Source organism: Streptosporangium sp. LJ11 (assembly GCF_051918945.1).
Taxonomy (GTDB): Bacteria; Actinomycetota; Actinomycetes; order Streptosporangiales; family Streptosporangiaceae; genus Streptosporangium.
Map to the genome: position 1 here is coordinate 164,442 of NZ_JBPXMB010000023.1, position 22,942 is coordinate 187,383.

The 22,942-nt window shown below is 70.7% G+C and carries 23 protein-coding genes; 7 read left to right on the forward strand and 16 right to left on the reverse strand.

What is annotated here, in order from left to right:
- The first annotated feature begins 94 nt into the window (after positions 1-94).
- Both ACTOQ3_RS30940 and ACTOQ3_RS30945 read left to right on the forward strand, forming a co-directional pair.
- On the forward strand, positions 95-865 hold the full coding sequence (locus ACTOQ3_RS30940) for an ABC transporter ATP-binding protein (protein WP_440086961.1): 771 nt from the start codon (positions 95-97) through the stop codon (positions 863-865).
- A 1-nt stretch (position 866) separates the two neighbouring features.
- On the forward strand, positions 867-3,383 hold the full coding sequence (locus ACTOQ3_RS30945; RefSeq protein ID WP_440086962.1) for an ABC transporter permease: 2,517 nt from the start codon (positions 867-869) through the stop codon (positions 3,381-3,383).
- A gap of 141 nt (positions 3,384-3,524) precedes the next feature.
- Here the strand turns inward: ACTOQ3_RS30945 and ACTOQ3_RS30950 are convergent, their stop codons facing one another.
- Both ACTOQ3_RS30950 and ACTOQ3_RS30955 read right to left on the reverse strand, forming a co-directional pair.
- Positions 3,525-3,794 (reverse strand): hypothetical protein, encoded by a 270-nt coding sequence (locus tag ACTOQ3_RS30950; protein ID WP_344919251.1) that lies wholly within the window; start codon positions 3,792-3,794, stop codon positions 3,525-3,527.
- Positions 3,795-3,888: 94 nt separating this feature from the next.
- Positions 3,889-4,644, reverse strand: a complete 756-nt coding sequence (locus ACTOQ3_RS30955; RefSeq protein WP_440086963.1) for a toxin glutamine deamidase domain-containing protein — start codon at positions 4,642-4,644, stop codon at positions 3,889-3,891.
- 327 nt (positions 4,645-4,971) lie between these two features.
- Between ACTOQ3_RS30955 and ACTOQ3_RS30960 the strand changes: the two genes are divergently transcribed.
- Positions 4,972-5,796, forward strand: a complete 825-nt coding sequence (locus ACTOQ3_RS30960; RefSeq protein ID WP_440086964.1) for an SAM-dependent methyltransferase — start codon at positions 4,972-4,974, stop codon at positions 5,794-5,796.
- 150 nt (positions 5,797-5,946) lie between these two features.
- On the opposite strand, the gene ACTOQ3_RS30965 is transcribed toward ACTOQ3_RS30960, so the two are convergent.
- The 6 genes from ACTOQ3_RS30965 to ACTOQ3_RS30990 all read right to left on the reverse strand — a co-directional run bounded on the left by ACTOQ3_RS30965 (position 5,947) and on the right by ACTOQ3_RS30990 (position 11,880).
- Positions 5,947-7,638 (reverse strand): molybdopterin-dependent oxidoreductase, encoded by a 1,692-nt coding sequence (locus ACTOQ3_RS30965; RefSeq protein WP_440086965.1) that lies wholly within the window; start codon positions 7,636-7,638, stop codon positions 5,947-5,949.
- Between the two features lie 124 nt (positions 7,639-7,762).
- A complete protein-coding gene (gene rdgB / locus ACTOQ3_RS30970) occupies positions 7,763-8,446 on the reverse strand; it encodes an RdgB/HAM1 family non-canonical purine NTP pyrophosphatase (protein ID WP_440086966.1) in 684 nt (227 codons plus the stop codon).
- A complete protein-coding gene (gene rph / locus ACTOQ3_RS30975) occupies positions 8,443-9,159 on the reverse strand; it encodes a ribonuclease PH (protein WP_440086967.1) in 717 nt (238 codons plus the stop codon). Before rph ends, rdgB begins: the two co-directional genes overlap by 4 nt.
- 5 nt (positions 9,160-9,164) lie before the next feature.
- On the reverse strand, positions 9,165-9,917 hold the full coding sequence (locus ACTOQ3_RS30980; RefSeq protein WP_440086968.1) for an MBL fold metallo-hydrolase: 753 nt from the start codon (positions 9,915-9,917) through the stop codon (positions 9,165-9,167).
- 120 nt (positions 9,918-10,037) lie between these two features.
- Positions 10,038-10,859 (reverse strand): glutamate racemase, encoded by an 822-nt coding sequence (murI, locus tag ACTOQ3_RS30985; protein ID WP_440086969.1) that lies wholly within the window; start codon positions 10,857-10,859, stop codon positions 10,038-10,040.
- A 229-nt stretch (positions 10,860-11,088) separates the two neighbouring features.
- The gene (locus tag ACTOQ3_RS30990) at positions 11,089-11,880 is read right to left on the reverse strand and encodes a thioesterase family protein (RefSeq protein ID WP_440086970.1); all 792 of its coding nucleotides are present in this window, start codon (positions 11,878-11,880) and stop codon (positions 11,089-11,091) included.
- A 350-nt stretch (positions 11,881-12,230) separates the two neighbouring features.
- On the opposite strand from ACTOQ3_RS30990, the gene ACTOQ3_RS30995 reads away from it, so the two are divergent.
- Complete coding sequence (locus tag ACTOQ3_RS30995; RefSeq protein WP_440086971.1) at positions 12,231-14,123, forward strand: DUF3352 domain-containing protein; 1,893 nt, start codon at positions 12,231-12,233, stop codon at positions 14,121-14,123.
- Positions 14,124-14,342: 219 nt separating this feature from the next.
- On the opposite strand, the gene ACTOQ3_RS31000 is transcribed toward ACTOQ3_RS30995, so the two are convergent.
- From ACTOQ3_RS31000 to clpS, 6 genes are all read right to left on the reverse strand, one after another.
- Entirely contained in the window at positions 14,343-15,290 is a 948-nt protein-coding gene (locus ACTOQ3_RS31000) for a PLP-dependent cysteine synthase family protein (protein ID WP_440086972.1), read from the reverse strand.
- A gap of 155 nt (positions 15,291-15,445) precedes the next feature.
- Positions 15,446-15,724 carry a MoaD/ThiS family protein gene (locus tag ACTOQ3_RS31005; protein ID WP_030906436.1) on the reverse strand — a complete coding sequence of 93 codons (279 nt, stop codon included), beginning with the start codon at positions 15,722-15,724 and terminating at the stop codon, positions 15,446-15,448.
- 87 nt (positions 15,725-15,811) lie between these two features.
- Entirely contained in the window at positions 15,812-15,949 is a 138-nt protein-coding gene (locus tag ACTOQ3_RS31010) for a hypothetical protein (RefSeq protein ID WP_440086973.1), read from the reverse strand.
- 139 nt (positions 15,950-16,088) lie between these two features.
- Positions 16,089-16,505, reverse strand: coding sequence for a M67 family metallopeptidase (locus ACTOQ3_RS31015; RefSeq protein ID WP_350973579.1), 417 nt, complete (start codon positions 16,503-16,505; stop codon positions 16,089-16,091).
- A 9-nt stretch (positions 16,506-16,514) separates the two neighbouring features.
- Positions 16,515-17,039 (reverse strand): DUF2017 domain-containing protein, encoded by a 525-nt coding sequence (locus ACTOQ3_RS31020; RefSeq protein ID WP_362680058.1) that lies wholly within the window; start codon positions 17,037-17,039, stop codon positions 16,515-16,517.
- 166 nt (positions 17,040-17,205) lie between these two features.
- The gene (gene clpS / locus ACTOQ3_RS31025; RefSeq protein ID WP_329091067.1) at positions 17,206-17,493 is read right to left on the reverse strand and encodes an ATP-dependent Clp protease adapter ClpS; all 288 of its coding nucleotides are present in this window, start codon (positions 17,491-17,493) and stop codon (positions 17,206-17,208) included.
- A gap of 40 nt (positions 17,494-17,533) precedes the next feature.
- On the opposite strand from clpS, the gene ACTOQ3_RS31030 reads away from it, so the two are divergent.
- Both ACTOQ3_RS31030 and ACTOQ3_RS31035 read left to right on the forward strand, forming a co-directional pair.
- Positions 17,534-18,823 (forward strand): nicotinate phosphoribosyltransferase, encoded by a 1,290-nt coding sequence (locus ACTOQ3_RS31030; protein WP_440086974.1) that lies wholly within the window; start codon positions 17,534-17,536, stop codon positions 18,821-18,823.
- A gap of 4 nt (positions 18,824-18,827) precedes the next feature.
- Positions 18,828-19,403 carry a nicotinamidase gene (locus ACTOQ3_RS31035; RefSeq protein WP_440086975.1) on the forward strand — a complete coding sequence of 192 codons (576 nt, stop codon included), beginning with the start codon at positions 18,828-18,830 and terminating at the stop codon, positions 19,401-19,403.
- Positions 19,404-19,409: 6 nt separating this feature from the next.
- Here ACTOQ3_RS31035 and ACTOQ3_RS31040 read toward each other — a convergent pair whose 3' ends face one another.
- Complete coding sequence (locus ACTOQ3_RS31040; protein ID WP_440086977.1) at positions 19,410-20,084, reverse strand: hypothetical protein; 675 nt, start codon at positions 20,082-20,084, stop codon at positions 19,410-19,412.
- A 189-nt stretch (positions 20,085-20,273) separates the two neighbouring features.
- On the opposite strand from ACTOQ3_RS31040, the gene ACTOQ3_RS31045 reads away from it, so the two are divergent.
- Positions 20,274-21,020: a hypothetical protein gene (locus ACTOQ3_RS31045; RefSeq protein WP_440086978.1), complete on the forward strand. Its 747-nt coding sequence runs from the start codon at positions 20,274-20,276 to the stop codon at positions 21,018-21,020.
- A gap of 56 nt (positions 21,021-21,076) precedes the next feature.
- Here the strand turns inward: ACTOQ3_RS31045 and ACTOQ3_RS31050 are convergent, their stop codons facing one another.
- The gene (locus ACTOQ3_RS31050) at positions 21,077-22,828 is read right to left on the reverse strand and encodes a DEAD/DEAH box helicase (RefSeq protein WP_440086979.1); all 1,752 of its coding nucleotides are present in this window, start codon (positions 22,826-22,828) and stop codon (positions 21,077-21,079) included.
- Positions 22,829-22,942 lie beyond the last annotated feature (114 nt).

Here is a 22,942-nt window from a genome sequence, read left to right on the forward strand (position 1 = left end):
CCCCAAGTCAGGCCTAACGCCTGATGGATCCCTCTTTCCCCGTCAATAACGTTTGGTCCGTCATAACGCCATACGTTGTTGAAGGAGAGCTGCCGTGACCATCACCGGAGAGGTCGGCGCGTGGGACGCGCGGGGAAGCGCGGCGCCGGCCGTGACGGCCAGAGGTCTCACCAAGGTGTACGGCCGGGGGGACACCGCCGTGCACGCGCTGCGAGGGGTGGACGTCTCCTTCTCGACGGGCGCCTTCACCGCGATCATGGGCCCTTCGGGGTCGGGGAAGTCCACGCTGATGCACTGCCTGGCCGGGCTGGACACGGTGAGCGGCGGTCAGGTGCGCATCGGGGACGTGGAGCTGACAGGGCTCAACGACAGGCAGCTCACCATGCTCCGCCGCGAGCGGATCGGCTTCGTCTTCCAGGCGTTCAACCTGCTGCCGACGCTGACGGCCGAGCAGAACATCCGGCTCCCGCTGGAGATCTCCGGGCGGCTCGCCGACCCCGCGCTGTTCGACCTGGTCGTGGAGACCGTGGGCCTGCGCGACCGGCTGGGTCACCGGCCGTCGGAGCTGTCGGGCGGCCAGCAGCAGCGCGTCGCGGTCGCCCGCGCCCTGATCAGCAGGCCTCAGGTCATCTTCGCCGACGAGCCCACCGGCAACCTGGACTCGCGCAGCGGCGCCGAGGTGCTGTCCTTCCTGAGGACGTCGGTGCGCGAGCTCGACCAGACGATCGTGATGGTCACCCATGACCCGGTGGCGGCCTCGTACGCCGACCGCGTGGTCTTCCTGCGGGACGGCCTGGTGGTCAGCGAGCTGACCGGGCCGACGCCGCAGTCGGTGCTGGACACGCTGATGAAGCTGGAGGCGTGAGGTGCTGAGGACGACGCTGGCCGGGTTGCGGGCGCATCGGCTGCGACTGGTACTGACGTCGCTGGCGATCGCGCTGGGGGTGGGCTTCATCGCGGGGACGTTCGTGCTGACCGACACCATCGAGGCGGGTTTCACCCAGAGGTTCGCGGCGGCGGCCGACCGGATCGACGTCGCCGTGACCCCCCTGGCCGGGGGGAACGGCGACGAGACGCCGGCCGTCTCCGAGGCGACCCTGGAGAAGGTGCGCGCCGTGGACGGCGTGGCCGACGCCCAGGGGTTGGTGCGGGGCACGTCCGCCCTGCTCGGCAAGGACGGCAAGGCGGCCGGTGACTTCCCCACCGCGGGGATCTCCCTGCCCGAGGGCGACCTGAACCGTACCTCGATCGTGAGCGGTGCGGCCCCGAGGACCGCGACGCAGGCCGTGCTCGACGAGGACACCGCCAGGACCAGGGGCTTCAGGCTCGGTGACGTCATCGCGGTGCTCGACACGAAGAACGTCCGGCACGAGTTCACGCTGGTGGGCCTGTTCGACATCGGCCTGGACCAGGAGCTCGGATACTTCGGCGCGGTCGGCTACACCACGGACACGGCCAGGAAGATGACCGGGCAGAAGGGGTACCGGGAGGTCGACGTCGCCGCCGCCGAGGGCGTCACCCAGGAGGCGCTGCGCGGCTCGGTCGCCGCGGCCGTGGGCGCGGGTCACGAGGTCAGGACCGGTGAGCGGTACGCGGCGGACCTGGCCAGGTCCAACGGCGCCAACGGCGACTTCCTGATGCTGGGCCTGCTGCTGTTCGGCGTGGTGGCGATGTTCGTGGCCGCGCTGGTCATCTACAACACCTTCAACATCCTGGTGGCCCAGCGGACCCGCGAGATGGCGCTGCTGCGGTGCATCGGGGCGACGCGCGGGCAGGTCTTCGGGTCGATCGTGCTGGAGTCGGCCGTGGTCGGCCTGCTGTCGTCGGTGCTCGGCCTGCTGCTCGGCTACGGCCTGGGCGCGGGGGCGCTCGCCGTGCTCGCGATGTTCGACGCGCCGATGCCCTTGGACGCCGCCGTCACCCTGGCGCCGCGCACCATCGTTTTGGGCCTGGTCATCGGCCTGACGGTCACGGTCGTCGCGGCGCTGCTGCCCGCGCGGGCGGCGACGCGGGTGGCGCCGATCGCGGCGCTGCGCTCGCAGGCCGAGGAGCAGACCTTCAGGACCGGCCTGGTACGGATGATCTTCGCGGGGTTGTTCCTGGTCGCGGGCGTGGGCACCGCGGTGGCCGGGATGTCCATGAAGCCCGGCGAGACCGCCCTCGTGGTGGTCATGGCCGGTTGCTCGCTCGTCTTCCTCGCGGTGCTGGTCCTCGGGCCGGTGATCGTCAGGCCGCTGTCCGCGTTCGCGGGGTGGGTGCCCGCCAGGATCTTCGGCGTGCCCGGCAGGCTGGCCGTGGACAACTCCCGGCGCAACCCGAAGCGGTCGGCGACCACCACCGTGGCGCTCACCGTGGGCGTGACGCTCATGACGGTCATCTCCGTCGTCACCGGCACCGTGCGGGTGACGTACACCCAGCAGCTCGACGAGCAGTTCCCCTTCGACTACATGGTGCAGACCCAGGAGCGCGACTCGGGCCTGCCCCGCGCGATCGCCGAGAACCTCCGGACCAGTCCCGAGCTGGCCTCGGTCATCGCCTTCCGCGAGACCACCGCCAGGCTCGCGACCGGGACCGCGAAGTACGACGTGGGGACCTTCACCCCGGCCCCGGGCTTCAACCCGCCGCTCGACGCGGGCTCGCTCGACCGGCTCGGGCCGGGGACCGCGCTCGTCGCCGAGCGCGTCGCCGAACGGCTCAAGCTGGGGGTCGGCGACCGGATCACCGTACGGACGGCGAAGGCGGGCGCGGTCGGCCTGACGATCGTGGGTCTCTCCGACATCGACGCGAGCCTCGCCAGCCTGACGGTGCCGGAGCGGGACTTCGACCGCTACTTCGGTGAGGTCGGCGACAACCGGGTGATGATCAAGCATCGGGACGGCGTGAACCCGGACCGGGCGCTCGCGGCGGTCGAGGCGGCGACGGAGCCTTACCCGACGGCGAAGGTCGCCAGCTCGACGGCGATGCGGGGTCAGTTCGACGAGGCGCTCGACATGATGCTGATGATCATCACGGGGCTGCTCGGCCTGGCGGTGCTCATCTCCCTGCTGGGCATCGCCAACACGCTCTCCCTGTCGGTCCACGAGCGCACCCGCGAGTCCGCGCTGCTGCGGGCGCTCGGCCTGACCCGGCCCCAGCTGCGGCGGATGCTCTCGGTCGAGGCGCTGGTCCTGGGCCTCATCGGCGCGCTGGTCGGCGTGGTGCTGGGCGTCGCGTTCGGCTGGGCCGCCGCGCAGACGATGACCGACAACGTCATCTTCCAGCTGCCGGTGCCGCAGATCCTGTCGTTCGTGGTCCTGTCCGGCCTGGCCGGGGTGGTCGCCGCGGTCCTGCCCGCCCGGCGCGCGGCCCGCGCCTCGGTCGTCGGCGCGCTCGCGAGCGGCTGACCCCGGCCGGGCCCCGCCCCGCAGCGGGACCGGGAGGGGCGAGCGGCTCGCATCCCGGACCGGAGGGGCCGGGTGGCACCGCACCCGGCCCGCCGGGGCCCGGCCCGACCGCACCCGGGCCGGGCCGGCCGGGACGTCTCGCTATCGGGGGCGGCGTCCCGGCCACTGCTCGGCCACGGTCTCGGGGTTGAGCAGCGGCCGGATGACGATCTCGCCGGTGGCTCTGTCGATGACCACGCACCCGGAGCCGACGGTGTCGGGCAGCACGCTGGGATCGTCGGACTCGGGCTCGTTCGACCAGGCGACATAGCCCTCGTTGAAGGCGTAGATCCTGATCTCGACGGCGGAGCCGGGGCCGCGGACCCCGTTGAAGTACTCCTCCGCCACCGCCCTCGCCTGGTCCGGGTTCACCCTGTTCTCCTCGTCTCGCTCGTCTTGCTCGTCTCGCGGAAACCCGTCAGCGCGGGGGAGGGCGCCGGGATCGGGAAAGGCACCGGGGAAGGCGTCACAGCCGCCGCCCCTCCCTGTCGATCACGACGCAGAACACGCCGGTCACCGACTCGTACGGCGGCTCCACCGCCATGTGACCCCGCTGCGCGTCGATCCAGATCACCTCGCCGTCGAAGTTCACCGCGTTCCACGCGTGGCTGCCCCCGGCCGGCCAGCGGTTGATGATGACCGCGGAGGAGCCGTGCCCCCCGGCCAGCAGCGCCTGCGCGATCGGGAGGTAGGAGTGACGGCCCTGCCCGACGTACTGGAAACGCTGCCCCAGCCACCGCTCCGCCCTGGCCACTCCCCCGGCCTCGCCGCTGAGCAGCGGCTTGCCCACCCGGTCGTACTCGGGCCTGCGCGGCGCGGCCACCGCGGGGGTGCCGTACCAGGTGGAGAGCACCGACAGGGCGCAGTCGATCGCGTTGGTCGCCCGGAACGGGTCGTCCGCCGGGCCCGTCCCGTTGATCAGCCTGATCCACATGCCGCGCGGGTCGGGGAAGCGGCGCGGGGTGCCCTGCTCGGTGAGGGGGACGGCCCGCAGCATGTCCTCCTCGGTCTGCGGATCGGGCCTGGCCAACCCGCCCGCCACCCCGTACGGCCTGCACTGGTCCAGCCGCGCCGGACCCCAGCGCATCCGCTCCCGCTCCCGCTCGCGCGGCGCCGGTGCCACGACCGGCACCTGGACCTCCAGCTCGAAGTCCCGCCACCGCTGCCCGTCCACCGTCACCACGGGGTTGTAGACCCCCGCGGGCAAACTCCACTCGTTCACGGCTCCCCCGTCACCATCCCCTGGGAGCCAGATAGTAGGGCGGCCCTCTCCGCGACAGGGAAGAGTTGACCATTTACAGCCCGGCGACCGCCCTGGGACGGGGCGGCGGAGAAGCCGCCGCATGACGGGGACAGTGGTTTGGGGCCGTTCAGCGGTACGGGCCTCGCACTGGGCGGAAGGTCAAAAACGCGGGAATCTGGCTCAGATCTTCCCCCTTTCTCCTGATATTCAGGGTTATTATCTGCCCAGTTCCCCGCGATCAAGCGGGGCCCCGATCGGAACGAAGGTGGCGAGGTGTCCGAGCGCGGCGAGGATGGGGACGGGGCGATGCCGAACAAGGGTCGGCTTCCCGCGGAGATCGACACGACGAAGCCCAGCATCGCGAGGGTCTACGACTGGTTTCTGGGCGGGAAGGACAATTTCGCCATCGACCGGCAGGTCGCCGAGGCGGCCCTGAAGATCTCCCCGGGAGCCCAGGAGGCCGGGCAGCAGAACCGGGCCTTCCTGCAGCGGGTCGTGCACCACATGGTGGCCGAGGCGGGGATCAGGCAGTTCATCGACATCGGATCGGGCCTGCCCACTCAGGGCAACGTGCACCAGGTGGCGCAGGAGGTCGATCCGGCGGCCCGGGTGGTCTACGTGGACAACGACCCCATGGTGCTGGTCCACGGGCGGGCGCTGCTCGCCGCCGACAACAGCACGACGGTCATCCAGGCGGACGCACGCGACCCGCGGTCGATCCTGGAGAACGCCCAGGTCAAGGAGTTCATCGACTTCAGCGAGCCGGTGGGGCTGCTGATGCTGAGCATCCTGCACCATCTGAACGACCACGACGATCCCGCGGGGGTGGCGGCCACGCTGCGCGCCCCGCTGGTGTCCGGCAGCTTCGTGGCGATCTCGCACTTCTGCAATCCCGGCGAGGTGCACCCGGCGGCGTCCCAGCAGGCCACGACGATCGAGAAGCTCTTCAACGAGAACCTCGGCACCGGCCGCTGGCGCACCATGGACGAGATCACGGAGTACTTCGGCGACTTCGAGCTGGTCGAACCGGGCCTCGTCCCGCTCCCCGAGTGGCGTGACGAGCCGAGCTTCTTCGTCAAGAACGCCCTTCTGTACCACACCTACTACGGCGGCCTGGCCCGCAAGCCCTAGACGAACCTCGGCCAAGCGCCGATCCGCGGCACGGCCGCGCCGTTCACCCGGGACGGCCGCCAGGTCCGCCGGCGGCCGTCCCGCACAGGCGGGAACACGATTCCCCCGCATCGGTCGCAGACCGCGCGGGGGACGAAATCACGGCCCGGGTCAGGCGACCTCGACGGTGATGGTGTGCCAGCCGGTGGCGCCGTCCGGGGCGATGGGGACGCGGTCGCCGGTCTGGGTGTAACCGGTGGCGTCGGTGGCGCGGACCTCGATGGTGTGGCTGCCGGGGGTTGCGTCCCAGTCGTCGAGGACCCACTGGCGCCAGGTGTCGGCGGTGGGGGCCTCGGCGAGGCGCGCCCGGCGCCACTGGCCCCGGTCGACGCGGACCTCTACCGCGTCCACGCCCTTGTGCTGGGCCCAGGCGACGCCCGCGACGACGGTCTTCCCCGCCGGGACGGTCGCGCCGTCCCTGGGCAGGTCGATGCGCGACTCGGTCTTGATCGGGCCCTTGGCCGACCACCCCCTGGGCGTCCAGTAGGCCTCGTCCTGGTCGAAACGGGTGACCTTGATGTCGGTGACCCACTTGGTGGCCGAGACGTAGCCGTAGAGGCCGGGGACGACCTGGCGGACCGGGAAGCCGTGGTCCACGGGGAGCGGCCTGCCGTTCATGCCGAAGGCCAGCAGGGCGTCGCGGCCGTCCATGACGACGTCGACCGGGGTTCCGGCGGTCCAGCCGTCGGCGGAGGTGCTGAGCAGCATGTCCGCGTCCTTCCGGACCCCCGCGTCGCGCAGCACCCCGGCCAGGCTGACGCCCAGCCAGCGGGCGTTGCCGATGTAGGGGCCGCCGACCTCGTTGGAGACGCAGCACAGCGTGACGTCGGCCTCGACCACGGCGCGTTTCATCAGGTCGGCGAAGGTGAGCTCCACGGGCCTGTCGACCATGCCGTGGATGGTGAGGGTCCAGTCGCGCGGGTCGACCTGGGGAACCACCAGGGCGGTGTCGACCCGGTAGAAGTCGTTGTTGGGGGTGACGAACGGCGACAGTCCCTTGATCCTCAGGTCGACCCCGGCGGGCAGCGCGGGGAGGGGTTTCACGGGCGGGGGCAGCGTGACGGAGCCGCGCGCCGCGCTCACCTCGGCCCGCCCCGAGAACGCGCGCCCGGCCAGTCCCGCCACCCCGGCGAGGGCCACGCCGCCGACCGCGCCGGTCAGCAGGCCCCGGCGGTCGAAGGCGCGCAGGTCGTTCCCCGCCCGCATGACGGACGGCGTCGACGGCTCGAGGTGCTCCCCTGCCTCCGGCGGGGACTCGGGCGTGACCGGTCGCAGTTGTGCCGGCCCGGTGCCGAGCGCGGCCCCCGCCGCACCCACGGCACCGGACACACCTCCATACGAGACGGCCGGGTCATCGGCGGGTACGAGGGCCCGGCGGACGAGCCATCGCAGGGCGAGCATGGCGGCGCCGACCCCGGCCAGCGTCGGGACGACGTCCATCGGCCCGGAGCCGGGACGGGTCAGCACGGCGGCGACGCCGATGAGGCCGAACACGGCCAGCCCCGCCGTCCCGTACCGGAGGTCGCGGACGGCGGCCCTTCCCAGCGCGGCGGCGACGGCGGCCAGGATCAGCAGGATCCCGGCGAGCAACACGGTCTTGTCGCTCTCGCCGAAGGTGCGGATCGCCCATTCCTTCAGCGGGGCCGGGGTGAGGTCGACAACGGAGTTGCCGACCGCGACGACAGGGAAGGCCGCGGGTTTCACCAGACCTGCGGCGAACAGTGACACCCCCACCGCGACCGCACCGGACACCAGGCCGATCAGCGCCGAGGCCCAGAGGGGCATGCGCCTGTTGCTCTGCATGACCCCGACGCTACGCCCATACGGGACCGCAGGTTCTTACGCGCCGATTACAGGCACCGTCCCGCGCCGGTCACGGGCGCCCTCCGGCCACCCGCGGGCACCGTCCGGCGATCCACCGGCGTCCTCAGGCGATCACTTCGGCGATGATCGGGGCCAGCGCGCGGAAGGCGCGGCCCCGGTGGCTGATGGCGTCCTTCTCCACCGCGGACAGCTCGGCGGTGGTCCGGGTCTCGCCCTCGGGGACGAGGATCGGGTCGTAGCCGAAACCGCCGCTGCCGCGCGGAGCGTCGATGATCACACCGTGCAGCGCTCCCTCGGTCACCCGTTCCTCCCCCGACGGGAGTGCCAGCGCCGCCGCGCACGCGAAGTGCGCGCCCCGGTGCCCCTCGGGCACGTCGGAGACCTGCGCGAGCAGCAGGTCGAGGTTGGCCCGGTCGTCGCCGTGCCTTCCCGACCAGCGGGCGGAGAAGATGCCGGGCATCCCGTTCAGGGCGTCGACGCAGAGGCCGGAGTCGTCGGCGATCGCGGGCAGGCCGGACTGCTGGGCGACCGCGTGCGCCTTGAGCAGGGCGTTCTCCGCGAAGGTCAGGCCGGTCTCGGCGACGTCGCCGATCTCGGGGAACTCCTCGAGCCCGACGATCTCCACCGGGATCGAGGCGTCGGCCAGGATCCGGCGCAGCTCGGCGATCTTCCCGGCGTTCCGGGTGGCGAGGACCACGCGTGCCCGGTTCGCACCGGACCCGGCCTGGCCGGTCTCGTTCGCACCGGACCCGGCCGTTCCGGTCTCGTTCGCACCGGACCCGCTCATGCCAGTGCCTCCCGCTGGAGCCGGGTGAGCTCGGCGCACCCGGCCGCGCCCAGGTCGAGCAGCTCGCCGAGGGCGGCGCGGTTGAACGGCTTGCCCTCGGCGGTGCCCTGGACCTCGACGAACTCGCCGGAGCCGGTCATCACCACGTTCATGTCCGTCTCGGCGGCGACGTCCTCGGTGTAGCAGAGGTCGAGCAACGCCGTGGAGCCGACGACGCCGACGGAGACGGCCGCGACCGAGTCGATCAACGGGTCTCCGCCGCACATCTTGCGCTTGCGCATCCACGCGACCGCGTCGACCAGTGCCACGTACGCCCCGGTGATGGCGGCGGTGCGGGTGCCGCCGTCGGCCTGGAGCACGTCGCAGTCGATGACGATCGAGTTCTCGCCCAGCGTCTTGTAGTCGACGCAGGCGCGCAGGGAGCGGCCGATCAGGCGGGAGATCTCGTGCGTACGGCCGCCGATCTTGCCGCGGACCGACTCGCGGTCGTTGCGGGTGTTCGTGGCGCGGGGCAGCATGGCGTACTCGGCCGTGATCCAGCCCTGACCGCTGCCCCGGCGCCAGCGCGGCACGCTGTCCTGCACGGAGGCGGCACAGAGCACCTTGGTGCCGCCGAACTCGACGAGCACCGAACCCTCGGCGTGCGCGAGCCAGTCGCGGGTGATGGTGACGGGGCGGAGTTGATCGGGAGAACGTCCATCTGCGCGAGCCATGAAACTCACCCTAGGTCATACCGGACCCCGCTCCGTGCGAGTTCCATGCGCCCGCCGAACCCGCCGCGGGAGGCGTCCTCCAGGACGCGGTCGCGGTCGTTCCAGGGCACCAGATGGGTGAGTACCAGGGTGTCCACGTCCGCCTTGGCCGCGTGCTCGGCCGCCTGGCGGCCGTTCAGGTGCAGACCGGCGGGCAGGCCCGGCTTGTCGATGTGTGACGCCTCGCACAGGAGCACGTCGACACCCGAGGCGAGCTTGACCAGTTCGGCGCTCTCACCGGTGTCGCCGGAGTAGGCCACCGAGCGCCCGCCGTGCGAGACCCTGAACCCGTAGGTCTCCACGGGGTGGTTCACCAGCGCGGCCGTCACCTCGAACGGGCCGACCTCGAACGTTCCCGGCGTCAGGCCCACGAAGTCGAAGGCCGTGTCGAGCGGCGGCTCGTCCGGCATCGCGTAGGCGGAGTTCAGCCGCCTGCGCGCGTCGGCGGGCGCGTACACCGGTATCCGGGGCAGCGGGCCCTGCGGAGAATAGGTGCGGACCACGTGGTACGGGCACATGTCGAGGCAGTGGTCGGCGTGCAGGTGCGACAGGCATATCGCGTCCACGTCGTACAGGCCTATGTACTTCTGGAGCGCGCCGAGCGCGCCGTTCCCGAAGTCGAGCAGCATGCGGAACCCCTCCGCCTCCAGCAGATAGCAGGAGGAAGGGCTGTCAGGCCCGGGGAAACTCCCCGAGCATCCAATGATCGTCAATTTCACGGCGGCCTCCTACGGTTACTGTGCGGCGCCGCGTGTCACGGCGCGGGCGCCGGTGGCCGGTATCCGCCCCCCTTCGTCCGCCACTCCCGGCTGCTCCCCCTACGGAGCGCCTGAGCACCGTCACACGCGATGCCCGTTGTGCGGGACATCCCCTACTACCGCCACTTCGACCGCCTGGATCTCCGGCCCGAGGAACCGTCGTCCGAGGTCGGCGAAGAGGCCCGCGTCACCGGTGGCGCGGAAACGGTGCCTGGGCGCGCCCCCTACGGCGGCCAGGCTCCGGTCGTGCAGGACGCGGTAGACGTCCTTGGCCGTCTCGTCGGCGCTGGACACCAGCGTGACGCCGTCTCCCACCACATAGGAGATCGGCCCGGCGAGGAGCGGGTAGTGCGTACACCCCAGAATCAGCGTGTCGCACCGGTCGGCGAGCACCGGCGCCAGGTATTCGCGGATGACGTCGATGAGTTCGTCGCTCATCGTCTCCCCCCGCTCGACGAACTCCACCAGGCGCGGCGCCGCCACCCCGGTCAGCCGGACGTCGGGAGCCGCGGCGAACGCGTCCTGGTACGCCATCGACGCGATCGTGGCCCTGGTCCCGATCACCCCGACCCTGCCGTTGCGGGTGGCCCGCACGGCACGGCGCGTCGCGGGCTGGATCACCTCGACGACCGGGACGTCGTAGCGCTCCCGGGCGTCGCGGAGCACGGCCGCGCTGGCACTGTTGCACGCGATCACCAGCATCTTGACGTCGTGCTCGACGAGGTGGTCCATCACCTCCAGCGCGTAGGCGCGGACCTGCGCGATGCTCTTGGGGCCGTACGGCTGCCTCGCCGTGTCCGCCACATAGAAGATCGACTCGTTGGGCAACTGGTCGATGATCGCCCGGGCCACCGTGAGACCACCGACACCACTGTCAAAGATTCCAATGCTCGCTTGCGACACAGTTCCCAAGGCTAGGCGACCTGGGACGGCCGATCACGGTAAGAATCCTCACAACGCCGATTACCAGCTCAGCCATGTATTTTTCGTAACATCCCGGCGCACGAGGTCCTGCCGGGGACCACGGCGCCGCACGAGGTCCCGCCAGTCCTACGGCCCCGCACGAAGCCCTGCCGAGCCCCGCGGCGCCGCACGGACGCCAGGGGTCGTCCGTGGGACGCGACCCGGGACGTCAGCCCCGCCCGACGCGGGCCAGCTGGCGGGACTGGGCGACCAGGCGTCCGGTGGAGTCCCAGACCTCGACGTCCTCGTCGAACCAGCCGTCGCTGATCAGACGGCCTCCGGCGATGAGGGTGAGCCAGCCGGGGGCCGGCAGGGCGCGCAGGTGCCAGGTGAGGTCGACCGTGGGCGCCCAGCCGCGCTCTCCGGCGGAGAAGACCACCGGCGGGAGGGCGTCCACGGCCAGCGCCAGCACGTACGGGTCGGGGTCCTGCGGCTCGGCCAGCCGGAAGTAGGCGCGGGCCTCGGGCCTGCCGGTGGGCCTGCCGTCGAGCCAGCCGATGGTGGGAGGGTCGAAGACCAGCTCCATCTGGGCGTTGAGCGTCATGTTCGACTCGGCCTTGGGAGCGGGCAGCGAGACGCACCGCTCGATCGGCGGCATCGCCACCGAGGGCTCGTCCGTCCAGTCGGGCGCGGCGTCACCGAGGGTCGCGGTCGTGACGAGCCCCTCGATGAAGGACGTGCCGTCCTGGACCAGGGTCGCCCGGGTCATCGTGGCGGTGCGGCCGGTCTTGACCTGCTCCAGGCGCACCTGCGCGGGACCGGGCCTGGCCGCACGCAGGAACTGGACACCCGTGGTCACCGGATGCTCGTGGGGAGAGGCGTCCACGACCGCGCGCAGCAGCACGGCCATCAGGTAACCGCCGTTGAGGGGGCCGCCGATCGAGTATCCGGTGTCGAGGCACACGTCGTAGGTGGTCTCGTCCACCCTGATGGCCGCTGTCGCCTCGTCGAACTTCGTCATTCACGCTCCCGAACCTTGTTCTAGAAAGGCCACTTTACCCATTCCGTACGACCTTCGCCTCCCCCGGCCCCGGACGGCCCGCCCGCCGGAGCCGGACCGGCCCCGAGCCAGGGAGCCGAAACCGGCCGGGACATCGGAGTCCATGGGAAGCACAGGGGGCGGAGGGGCGGAAGAAACAGCAGCGACCTGCGGGAATAGACCGACAAAGCAGACAACGGTCTATAAAGCACCGCTGAACAGGGGTTGATCCCGCTTAGATGCACCAATCACATAGTTAGTTCAATGCAAGCGGGTTGCTAGCAATGTGCACTAACTTCTCCCTATCCGCTAAGCCCACTTTGTGAGTGATCATGCCTGCCAACAATCCCCCCGACCAGTCGCCCACGCCGGGTCAGAACCCCGACAGGACGATCGCCTACCGATGGAACGAGGGCGCGCAGCACAACGACCAGCCGCACACACAGGCCTATCCGCAGAACGGCCAGCCCGGATATCCCCAGCCTTCCGGCGGCTACCAGCAGGGGCAGCCCTACCCGCAGCAGGGCCAGCCCTACCCGCAGCAGAACCCCCAGCAGGGCTACCAGCAGCAGCAGCAGCCGTACGGCCAGCAGGGTTACGGCCAGCAAGGCCAGCAGGGCCAGCAGGGCTACGGCCAGCAGGCCGGTCAGCCGTACGGCCAGCAGCAACCCGGCTACCAGCAGCAACAGCAGCAGAACTACGGCCAGCAGGCGTACGCGCAGCAGGGCGGGAACTGGCAGCAGGGTCCCGACTTCCTGAGCGCCGGGCCGCCGGCCGGTCCCCCCGCGCGCAAGAGCGGCGGTAAGGGCTGGCTGCTCGCGGCGATCGCCGCGCTGGTCGTGGCCCTCGTGGGCGGCGGCGGCTTCTTCGCGGTCAACCTGCTCAGCGGCGGCGGCGCGCAGCCGCACGACGTGCTGCCCGGCAACGCCATCGGCTACGTGCGCCTCGACCTCGACCCTGCCGCGAACCAGAAGGTGGCGCTGTTCACCATCGCCAGGAAGTTCACGGTCACCAAGGACTCCTTCACCGGCGAGGACCCGCGTCAGGCGATCTTCGACCTGATCAAGAAGGACGCCGACAGCCTCGGCAAGGTCGACTACGCCGCCGACATCGAGCCGTGGCTCGGCGTCCGCGTCGGCGTGGCCGCGCTGCCCCCGGCCAAGGCCGGCGCCGAGCCCGGCGCCGTGGTGGCCGTCCAGGTCACCGACCAGGACAAGGCCACGGCGGGCATCGCCAAGCTGATGGGCAAGGAGAAGTACGGCATCGCGTTCCGCGACGACTACGCGCTGCTCGCACCGACCCAGGCAGAGGCCGACAAGGCCGTCGCCGCCGAGCCGCTGTCGGGGAACGCCAACTTCTCCGACGACCTGAGCGCCCTTGGCGAGACCGGCGTCCTGTCCTTCTGGGCGGACGCGGGCAAGATCGCCGGACTGGCTCCCGAACTGGCGGCCCAGGACCCCACCGCCCTCGCCCAGATCAAGAACGTCCGCGTGGCGGGCGCCCTTCGCTTCGACGGCGAGTACGTCGAGCTCGCGGGCATCAGCCGCGGCGCCGAGAGCCTGGACATGGGCACTCCCGAGGCCTCCAAGATCGGCACGCTTCCGGCCTCCACCGCCGGCGCGATCTCGATCTCCGGTCTCGGCGAGGTGATCGGCAAGCAGTGGGCGCAGGTCATGAAGTCGGCCGACCAGGCCGCGGGCGGCGGCGTCCAGCAGTTCGCCGACCAGGCCAAGCAGAGGTACGGCCTGGCGCTCCCCGACGACCTGGTGACGCTGCTCGGCAAGAACATCACCCTCGCCATCGACTCCGGCGGCCTCAACACCAGCCAGCCGAAGTTCGGCGCGAAGATCGTCACCGACCCGGCCAAGGCGCAGGAGGTCGTCGGCAAGATCGAGAAGTTCCTCGCGGACTCCGGGACGGCCGTCCCGCAGCTCGCCAAGGTTCCCGGTGACGGCGTCTTCGTCCTGGCCAGCGCGCAGGACTACGCCGCCCTGCTCAACAAGGACGGCACCCTGGGCGACAGCGAGACCTTCCAGCTCGCGATCCCCAACGCCGGCGAGGCGACCTTCGCCCTCTACGCCGACCTGGACAAGGTGGAGAACCTCTATCTCAGCGGCCTCCAGGGCGAGGAGAAGGCCAACCTCCAGGTGCTCCGCGCCGTGGGCATGAGCGGCACCCAGTCGGGCAGCGAGGCGTCCTTCTCGCTGAGGCTCCTGTTCAACTGACCGACCTAATCCATCCGGCTCCCTGATCCTGTTCGATCAGGCCTCCCCAGATCCCCGGCCGGGCTCCGGCCCGCCGGGGATCGTCCCCGCCCGGGGACGGCGAGGGCGGGCGTCCCACCGGGACGCCCGCCCTTCGTCATCGACATGCCATTCGCCGTCGCGGTTTCTCCCGACCGCAGATCCCGCCACCGCGAGAAAGCCCCCTGGGACCTACCCGGACTAGGCCCAGAGCTGGCCTTCGAGCCGCTCCTCTGCCTCGTCCAGCGTCCCCTCGTAGGCGCCGGTGGACAGGTACTTCCAGCCGCCGTCCGCGACCACGAACACGATGTCGGCCCGCTCGCCCGCCTTGACGGCCTTGGCCGCCATGCCGAGCGCGGCGTGCAGGGCGGCGCCGGTGGAGACCCCCGCGAAGATGCCCTCCCCGGCCAGCAACTCCCGGGTGCGCCGGAGCGCGTCGGCCGAGGAGACCGAGAAACGCGTGGTGAGGACGTCGGCGTCGTACAGCTCGGGGATGAAGCCCTCGTCCACGTTGCGCAGTCCGTACACCAGCTCGCCGTACCGCGGCTCGGCGGCGACGATCTTCACGTCGGGTACGTGCTCGCGCAGGAACCTGCCGACGCCCATCAGGGTGCCCGTGGTGCCCAGACCGGCCACGAAGTGGGTGACGGACGGCAGGTCCTCCAGGATCTCCGGCCCCGTCGACTCGTAGTGCGAGCGCCAGTTGGCCGGGTTGCCGTACTGGTAGAGCATCACCCAGTCGGGGTTCTCCTCCGCCAGGCCCTTGGCGACCCTGACCGCCTCGTTGGAGCCGCCCGCCGCGGGCGAGGAGATGATCCGCGCCCCCCACATGCGCAGCAGCTGGCGGCGTTCCTCGGAGGTGTTCTCCGGCATCACGCAGATCAGCTTGTAGCCCTTGAGCCTGGCGGACATCGCCAGCGAGATGCCGGTGTTGCCGCTCGTGGGTTCGAGGATCGTGCAGCCCGGCTGGAGGAGCCCGTCCTTCTCCGCCTGCTCGATCATCCACAGTGCCGGACGGTCCTTGATCGAACCTGTCGGGTTTCGGTCTTCGAGCTTGGCCCAGATCCGCACGTCCTCCGAGGGCGAGAGCCTGGGCAGGCCGACCAGCGGGGTCCGGCCGACTGATTCGATCAGTGAGTCAAAACGCATGGTGTACGGCTTCCGCCTCGGGTTGACCTTGTGGTGACAGACCTTTGCCTCGCGGTGACGGCCCTGGAACCGCGGCGTACGCCACCCGCCCCGCGGGACCTCGCCGGATCTCTCGGGAGATCACGAAGTCTCGCGGGACGGGCGGCGCCGCACGGCTAGCGGGAGCCGCCGGCCACGGCGGGCAGGACGGTGACCGTGTCGCCGTCGGCGACCGGCGTCTCCAGCCCGCCCAGAAAGCGGACGTCCTCGTCGTTCAGGTAGACGTTCACGAAGCGGCGCAGCGCGCCCTTGTCGACCAGGCGCTCCTTCAGCCCGGGATGCCGGGCCTCCAGATCGCCGATGAGCTCCTCGAGCGTGGCGCCCTTGGCGTCGACGGCCTTGGCACCGTCGGTGTAGGTGCGCAGGATGGTCGGAATGCGAACCTCGATGGCCATCGCGGGTCAATCTCCTTGCGTCGTCATGGGAGTAAAGCCCACCGGATCAGAACACCGGCGAGCACCGGAGGATTCCAGAAAAGCCGGTCAGCGACAGTCGTAGACGACGACGGAGGGCGTGTGCGCGAACAGGAAGTTCTGTACGGACGCGACACCCGCGTGCCGCGCCCGGGGGCCGGGACGCGAGAGCACGACGTCCTCCTGGCTCGGGGCGACGGTCAGCATGCTCGCCAGTTTACCCAAAGGGACCATTCGCCTCACGGCCGTACCGGGCACCGATGCCGTACGAATCCGGGACACCACCCGGACGGTGACGGTCGCCCGGAAACGTGAGGCCTCGGACATGAGACCCGGACGGTGACGGTCACCCGGAGGTGATCGTCACCTCCTCCTCGCTCACGACGCCGTCGACGATCCGGTACGAGCGGAACTCGGCCTTCTCCCCCAGCTCCTCCCGGGTGGAGACCAGCACGTAGTGGGCGTTCGGCTCGGAGGCGTAGGAGATGTCGGTACGGGAGGGATAGGCCTCGGTTGCGGTGTGGGAGTGGTAGATGACCACCGGCTCCTCGTCGCGGTCGTCCATCTCCCGCCAGACGCGCAGCTGCTCCAGCGAGTCGAACCGGTAGAACGTCGGCGACCGCTCGGCGTTCTCCATCGCGACGAACCGTTCGGGAGAGTCGGAGCCGACCGGGCCGGCGATCACGCCGCAGGCCTCGTCGGGATGATCCGCCCGAGCGTGCGCGATGATCCTGTCAACCAGTTCCCGAGAGATCGTGAGCATGACTGGAAGTTACCAAAGGGCACGGACCAGGGTGTCCTGGAGGTAGGTCAGCCAGTCGTAGATGACGTACGCCGGATAGCGGGGGTCGCTCTCCGACATGTCGGCGATCTCGTCGTGCACCTCCTCGGTCACCTCCAGCCGGGTGCCGAGCGCGAGCCGCACGTCGTTCAGCGCGCGCATCCACGCCTGCGCCTGCTCCCTGGTCAGCTCGACCCGGCCGGGCTCGGCGCTGTCGAGCATCGTCTTGGCGTCGGCCCGCTTGCCCTCGCGCAGCGTCGCCTCGGTGTATCTGCGGAACTCGGCGGCCGCCTCGCCGTCCTCGTAGGCCGAGGGGAACAGCCGGGCCAGCACCGGGTCGTCGGACTGCTCGGAGGCGCCGATGCCGAGCGCCTTCTCCAGGGGGTCGTCACCCGTCTCCCCCGGCTCGATCAGGCCCAGGATCTGGGTGACCAGCGAGCGCAGGATCGACACCTCGGCGGCGTCGAAACCCGTGATCACGCCGCCCTCGCGCCCCGGCTTGAACCCCGAACTCATCTCTCGCCCACCATTCCTCGCGGACTCCACCCGAGATCCGCCCGCCACCCGCCGCCCGGCCGTCGCTCGGGGCCTCGGCGCTCCGGACCTCGGCGCTCCGTGCCCGAAGGCTTCGAGCCCGGCCGCCCGCCGCGCCGCGACGAGTGACGCCGGGCCGCCCGCGCGCTCACGAATCCCGCTGGACGGTGGCCCACAGCCCGTACGAGTGCATGATCTGCGCGTCGCGCTCCATCTCCTCGCGGGTGCCGCTGGAGACCACGGCCTTGCCCTTGTGGTGCACGTCGAGCATCAACTTCTCGGCCTTCTCCTTGGAGTATCCGAAAACGGACTGGAAGACGTACGTCACATAGGACATCAGATTGACCGGGTCGTTCCAGACGATCGTCAACCATGGCAGATCGGGTCTTACGTCGATTGACGGACGCTCGACCTCCGTTGGAGCGGTGCTACCCACATTCACCAGTCTGCCCTACCCCGGGCTTAGTCTTCGACTCGTGACAAAGAGCATGAGCACCGCGTTGCTTACCGATCACTATGAGCTGACGATGTTGGAGGCGGCGCTGAGAAGCGGGGCCGCCTCCAGACGGGCGGTCTTCGAGGTGTTCGCGCGCCAGCTGCCCGGCGGGCGGCGCTACGGGGTCGTGGCGGGAACCGGCCGGGTGCTGGACGCGCTGGAGTCCTTCCGCTTCGACGAGGAGTCCCTGGCGTTCCTGCGGGACAACGAGGTGGTCGACGAGCCCACCCTGGAGTTCCTCGCCGGATACCGGTTCTCCGGGAACGTGGACGGCTACGCCGAGGGCGAGTGCTACTTCCCCGGTTCCCCGATCATGACGGTGGAGGGCACGTTCGCCGAGGCCGTGCTGCTGGAGACCGTGATCCTGTCGATCCTCAACCACGACTGCGCGATCGCCACCGCCGCCACGCGCATGATCCGCGCGGCCGGGACGAGGCCCCTCATCGAGATGGGCTCGCGGCGCACCCACGAGGCGGCGGCCGTGGCCGCGGCGCGGGCCGCCTACCTCTGCGGGTTCTCCTCCACCTCCAACCTCATGGCCGGCCGCGAGTACGGCATACCGACCGCCGGGACCGCGGCCCACGCGTTCACCCTGCTCCACGGCTCCGAGGAGCAGGCCTTCCAGGCCCAGATCGCCTCTCTCGGCCCCGGCACCACGCTGCTCGTGGACACCTACGACGTGGCCCAGGCCGTACGGACCGCGGTGGAACTCGCCGGGCCCTCCCTCGGAGCGGTCCGCCTCGACTCCGGCGACCTCGGCCAGGTCGCCCACGAGGTCCGCGAGCAGCTCGACGCGCTCGGCGCCCACAAGACCCGGATCATCGTCACCAGCGACCTCGACGAGTACGCCATCGCCGCGCTCGCCTCCGCCCCCGTGGACGGCTACGGCGTCGGCACGTCACTGGTCACCGGCTCCGGCTCGCCCACCGCCGCCCTGGTCTACAAGCTCGTCGCCCGCGAGGACGCCGAAGGGGTGGTGCGGCCGGTGGCCAAGAAGTCGGTGGGCAAGCCCAGCCGGGGCGGGCGCAAGGAGGCCTTCCGCGAGCTCGACGCCGGTGGCACGGCGGTCGCCGAGCTGGTCACCGTCTCGGGCGAGCGCCCCTCGGACGCCCGCCCGCTGCAGGTTCCGCTGCTCAGGGAGGGGGAGATCGTCGGGCGCGAGAAGCTGGACGAGGCCCGCGCACGGCACCGCGAGGCCGTCGCCGAGCTGCCCTCGAACGCCCACCAGCTGTCCCGTGGCTACGCCGCGATCCCCACCGTGTTTGACTGATCGCATGCCAACCGCACTCATCATCGTCGACGTCCAGAACGACTTCTGCGAGGGCGGCAGCCTTCCGGTCGGCGGCGGCGCCGAGGTGGCCGCCGCCATCTCCAGGCACGCCGCCTCACACGGCTACGACCACGTCGTGGCCACCCGTGACCATCACGTCGACCCCGGCTCCCACTTCGCCGCCGAACCCGACTACGTGAGCACCTGGCCCGCCCACTGCGTCGCCGGGACCCCGGGGGCCGGCTTCCACCCCGCCTTCGACACCGCACGCGTCGAGGAGGTGTTCAGCAAGGGTGCCCACAGCGGCGCCTACAGCGGCTTCGAGGGCGTCACCGCCGACGGTACGAGCCTGGCCGACTGGCTCGGCGAGCGCCGCGTGGACGCGGTGGACGTCGTCGGGATCGCCACCGACCACTGTGTGCGGGCCACCGCCCTGGACGCGGTCGCGCACGGCCTGTCCGTTCAGGTGCTCCTCGACCTCACCGCCGGGGTGTCCGCCCCGACCACCGAGGCCGCCCTCGCCGAACTCCGCTCCGCCGGAGCCCGCCTCGCGGGCACACCCGTGGTCCGCCCGGCCTGACGTCTCTCAGCTCTGCGGCATCCCCAGAAAAAGGATCATCCGGTCGAGCTTCCCGTCCATGGTCCGGTGGTTCTCCTTCAGCTCGCCGATGTCGCACGCCATGGCCTTCATGTCGCGCTTGACCCCGACCATGTCCTCCGCCAGGACCGCGACATCCTGTTTGACCCCGTCGAGGTCCTCCTTGGTCGCACACCTCGCGACCTCCACCCGAAGCTCGGCCACATCCTCCTTGACCTCGGCCATGTCCACCTTGAGCCCAGCAACATCCACCTTGAGCCCGGCCACATCCTCCTTGACCTCGGCCATGTCCACCTTGAGCCCAGCAACATCCTCCTTGAGCCCGGCCACATCCTCCTTGAGGCCAGCGACATCCTCCTTGACCTCGGCCATGTCCACCTTGAGGCCAGCGACATCCTCCTTGACCTCGGCCATGTCCACCTTGAGCCCGGCCACATCCACCTTGAGGCCAGCGACATCCTCCTTGACCTCGGCCATGTCCACCTTGAGCCCGGCCACATCCTCCTTGACCTCGGCGAGGTCTTCCTTGGTCGCGCACTTCGCGACCTCCTGCCTGACCTCGGCGAGGTCTTCCTTGGTGGCGAGGGTGTCCATCCTCGCCATGATCTGCTCGAACATAGGAGCCACGTACTCCATGATCTCGGTACGGATCATCTCGGCCAACACTTGTCCTCTTTGGGTGCATCACAGGGGGAACCCGGCGGAGGGCCCGGGATGGTCACGACGGCACATTACCAACAACGACCACTCTGAGCATCCGAACGATTACCGGATCGGCATGGATGGGTAAACAGAACCATCACCGGTTGCGACAGGAGTATCACGGGGAGTCGAGACTTCTTACTACCGGTGGTGACCTCTATGTTCGTGCTCGGCGTCTCCTGGCTGATCCTGACCCCGCTGTGCCTGTGGAACCTGTTTCGCGGAGGGACGCTGGTACGGCTGACGAGCGTGCTGTCGCTGGTCGCGCTGGAAGCGGCCACGATCTGGGCCACCACGGTCGTCCAGGTTCCCGCGCGGACTCCGATCGCCGCGCCCCCGGCCCCGGCGGCCCAGCCGCAGATCCGGGCTCCGTACCCGGCGTACCCGGCGTCCCCGGCGGCCCACGCGCCGACGCCGCCCCCCGAGGCGGCCCAGCAGGGCGCGCGGGACGCACGGGGAGCACAGGCGGGACGGGGAGAGCGGCTCGTACAGGGTGAGCCGGGCGAGCGGGGCGCCTCCGGCGCGCGGGACACGTCCTGTCGCGGCCGGATGCCGGCCCCCGAGCGGGTGCGGCTGGCTCGCCGCCAGGGCGCGCCGCGCGGCGTGACGCTCTTCTGGAAGGCCAGGGCGGACGAGTGCGACACCGCGACCGTGGTCCTGCACCACAGGAAGCGCACGATCAAGGTCTGGATGCGCGAGGACGAGGCGGAGAACCGTTCGTCCGGCGCCACCACGTGGCCCGTGAGCGTCGCCGGTGGCGTGGCCTCCCTGGAGGTGCCGCTCACGGTGCCGGTGCGCGACACGGGGGCCTTCAGGGCGATCGACGGGCGGACCGGCAGGCCGATCGCCCTCATCCGGCCGGGTCGCATACCGGAGGAGCCGTCCACGCTCCGGTGACCCGGCCCGGCGGGACCGCCGGGCCGGGTGGCGATCCGCCCGGCCCGGTGACCCGGTCAGCGGGAGCGCTGGGTGGCCCAGTGGCGGATCTTGCCGATCCGCTCCTGGATCTGCTCGGCGGAGGCCTGCGCGATGGCGGGCCCGCCACAGGCCCTGCGGAGCTCGGCGTGGATGACGCCGTGGGGCTGGCCGGTGCGGTGGTTCCAGGCGCCGACGAGGCCGTTGAGCTCCTTGCGGAGATTGGCGATCAGCTCGTGCGGGGCGAGCTGCGGCTCCTTGGGCTCGGGCTTGTTGCGCCTGGCCTTCAGCTGGTCGGACTGGCGCTTGCTCAGCAGGGTGCGGACCTGGTCCGGCTCCAGCAGGCCCGGCAGGCCGAGGAAGTCCTCCTCCTCGGGGGAACCCGTCTCCGCCGCGCTGCCGAACTCGCCGCCGTCGAAGAGGACCCGGTCGAAGGTGGCGACCGCCTCCAGGGTCTCGAACGGCAGTTCGTCACCCACGACGTCGGGGTTGTCCTTCTTGCGCTGGGCGTCCTCCAGGAGGAAGTCGTCCAGTCCCTCCTCGGGAGGCTTACGGTCGAGCACGTGGTCGCGCTCGGCCTCCATCTCCCCTGCCAGGCCCATCAGGGTCGGCACGGAGGGCACGAAGACGGACGCGGTCTCGCCCCGCTTGCGGGCGCGGACGAAGCGGCCGACGGCCTGGGCGAAGAACAGCGGGGTCGAGATGCTCGTCGCGTAGACGCCGACGGCCAGGCGCGGGATGTCGACCCCTTCGGAGACCATCCGGACCGCGACCAGCCAGCGCTGCTCGGAGGCGGAGAACTCCTTGATCTTCTTGGACGCCGTGGGGTCGTCGGAGAGCACGACCGTGGCGCCCTCCCCGGTGATGGTCCGGATGTGGCGGGCGTAGGCGCGGGCGGTCTCGTGGTCGGTCGCGATGACCAGGGCCCCGGCGTCGGGCACGCCCCTGCGCACCTCGGTCAGGCGCCGGTCGGCCGCCCGGAGGACCTGGCGGATCCACTCGCCCTTCGGGTCGAGCGCGGCCCTCCAGGCCTGGCCGAGCTGGTCCTTGGTGAGCGGGGTGCCGAGGGTCGCGGCGATCTCGTCGCCCGCGCGGGTCCGCCAGCGCATCTCACCGGCGTAGGCGAGGAAGATGACCGGCCGGACGACGCCGTCGGCGAGTGCCGGGCCGTACCCGTAGGAGTAGTCGGAGACGCTGCGCCGGACCCCGTCGCCGTCCTCGGCGTAGGTGACGAAGGGGATCGGGTTGACGTCGGACCTGAAGGGGGTTCCGGTCAGGGCGAGGCGTCTGGCGGCCGGCTCGAACGCCTCCCGCACGCCGTCGCCCCAGGACTTCGCGTCGCCCGCGTGGTGGATCTCGTCGAAGATCACGAGCGTCTTGCGTGCCTCGGTGCGGGCGCGGTGCAGCGCCGGGTGCATGGACACCTGGGCGTAGGTGATGGCCACCCCGATGTAGTCGCGGGAGGTGGCGCCCTGGCTGTTCTTGAACTCCGGGTCGATCGCGATGCCGACCTTGCTCGCGGCGTCCGCCCACTGCTGCTTGAGGTGCTCCGTCGGTGTGACGATCGTCACAGCCCGGATGATGCCTCGTGACAGGAGGTCGCTGGCGATGCGGAGCGCGAAGGTCGTCTTGCCCGCACCCGGTGTGGCGACCGCGAGGAAGTCGCGCGGCTCACGGCTGGAGTACAGGTCAAAGGCCTCCTGCTGCCACGCGCGAAGCTTCGGCGCGGTGCCCCAGGCGGCACGGTCCGGATATGAGGGCGAGAGGTGGGATGCGGCGAAAGTGCTCACAGTGTCCCCAGGGTAATCTGCGCCGCCGACAAGACGTGCCGATCCGCCGACATCCTCGCCAAGGTCGTCTCCTCGTGCTAGTGACTCGTGCCGGTGATTCGCGAAGCCGGAAAC

What these genes read in the sequence shown, in the direction of transcription:
- ACTOQ3_RS30960 (WP_440086964.1), top strand. Translation starts at nt 4,972, where the DNA reads ATGCCGAACAAGGGTCGGCTTCCCGCGGAGATCGACACGACGAAGCCC.
- ACTOQ3_RS30965 (WP_440086965.1), bottom strand. Translation starts at nt 7,638, where the DNA reads ATGCAGAGCAACAGGCGCATGCCCCTCTGGGCCTCGGCGCTGATCGGC.
- rdgB (WP_440086966.1), bottom strand. Translation starts at nt 8,446, where the DNA reads ATGAGCGGGTCCGGTGCGAACGAGACCGGAACGGCCGGGTCCGGTGCG.
- rph (WP_440086967.1), bottom strand. Translation starts at nt 9,159, where the DNA reads ATGGCTCGCGCAGATGGACGTTCTCCCGATCAACTCCGCCCCGTCACC.
- ACTOQ3_RS30990 (WP_440086970.1), bottom strand. Translation starts at nt 11,880, where the DNA reads ATGACGAAGTTCGACGAGGCGACAGCGGCCATCAGGGTGGACGAGACC.
- ACTOQ3_RS30995 (WP_440086971.1), top strand. Translation starts at nt 12,231, where the DNA reads ATGCCTGCCAACAATCCCCCCGACCAGTCGCCCACGCCGGGTCAGAAC.
- ACTOQ3_RS31000 (WP_440086972.1), bottom strand. Translation starts at nt 15,290, where the DNA reads ATGCGTTTTGACTCACTGATCGAATCAGTCGGCCGGACCCCGCTGGTC.
- ACTOQ3_RS31005 (WP_030906436.1), bottom strand. Translation starts at nt 15,724, where the DNA reads ATGGCCATCGAGGTTCGCATTCCGACCATCCTGCGCACCTACACCGAC.
- ACTOQ3_RS31010 (WP_440086973.1), bottom strand. Translation starts at nt 15,949, where the DNA reads ATGCTGACCGTCGCCCCGAGCCAGGAGGACGTCGTGCTCTCGCGTCCC.
- ACTOQ3_RS31015 (WP_350973579.1), bottom strand. Translation starts at nt 16,505, where the DNA reads ATGCTCACGATCTCTCGGGAACTGGTTGACAGGATCATCGCGCACGCT.
- ACTOQ3_RS31020 (WP_362680058.1), bottom strand. Translation starts at nt 17,039, where the DNA reads ATGAGTTCGGGGTTCAAGCCGGGGCGCGAGGGCGGCGTGATCACGGGT.
- ACTOQ3_RS31035 (WP_440086975.1), top strand. Translation starts at nt 18,828, where the DNA reads ATGCCAACCGCACTCATCATCGTCGACGTCCAGAACGACTTCTGCGAG.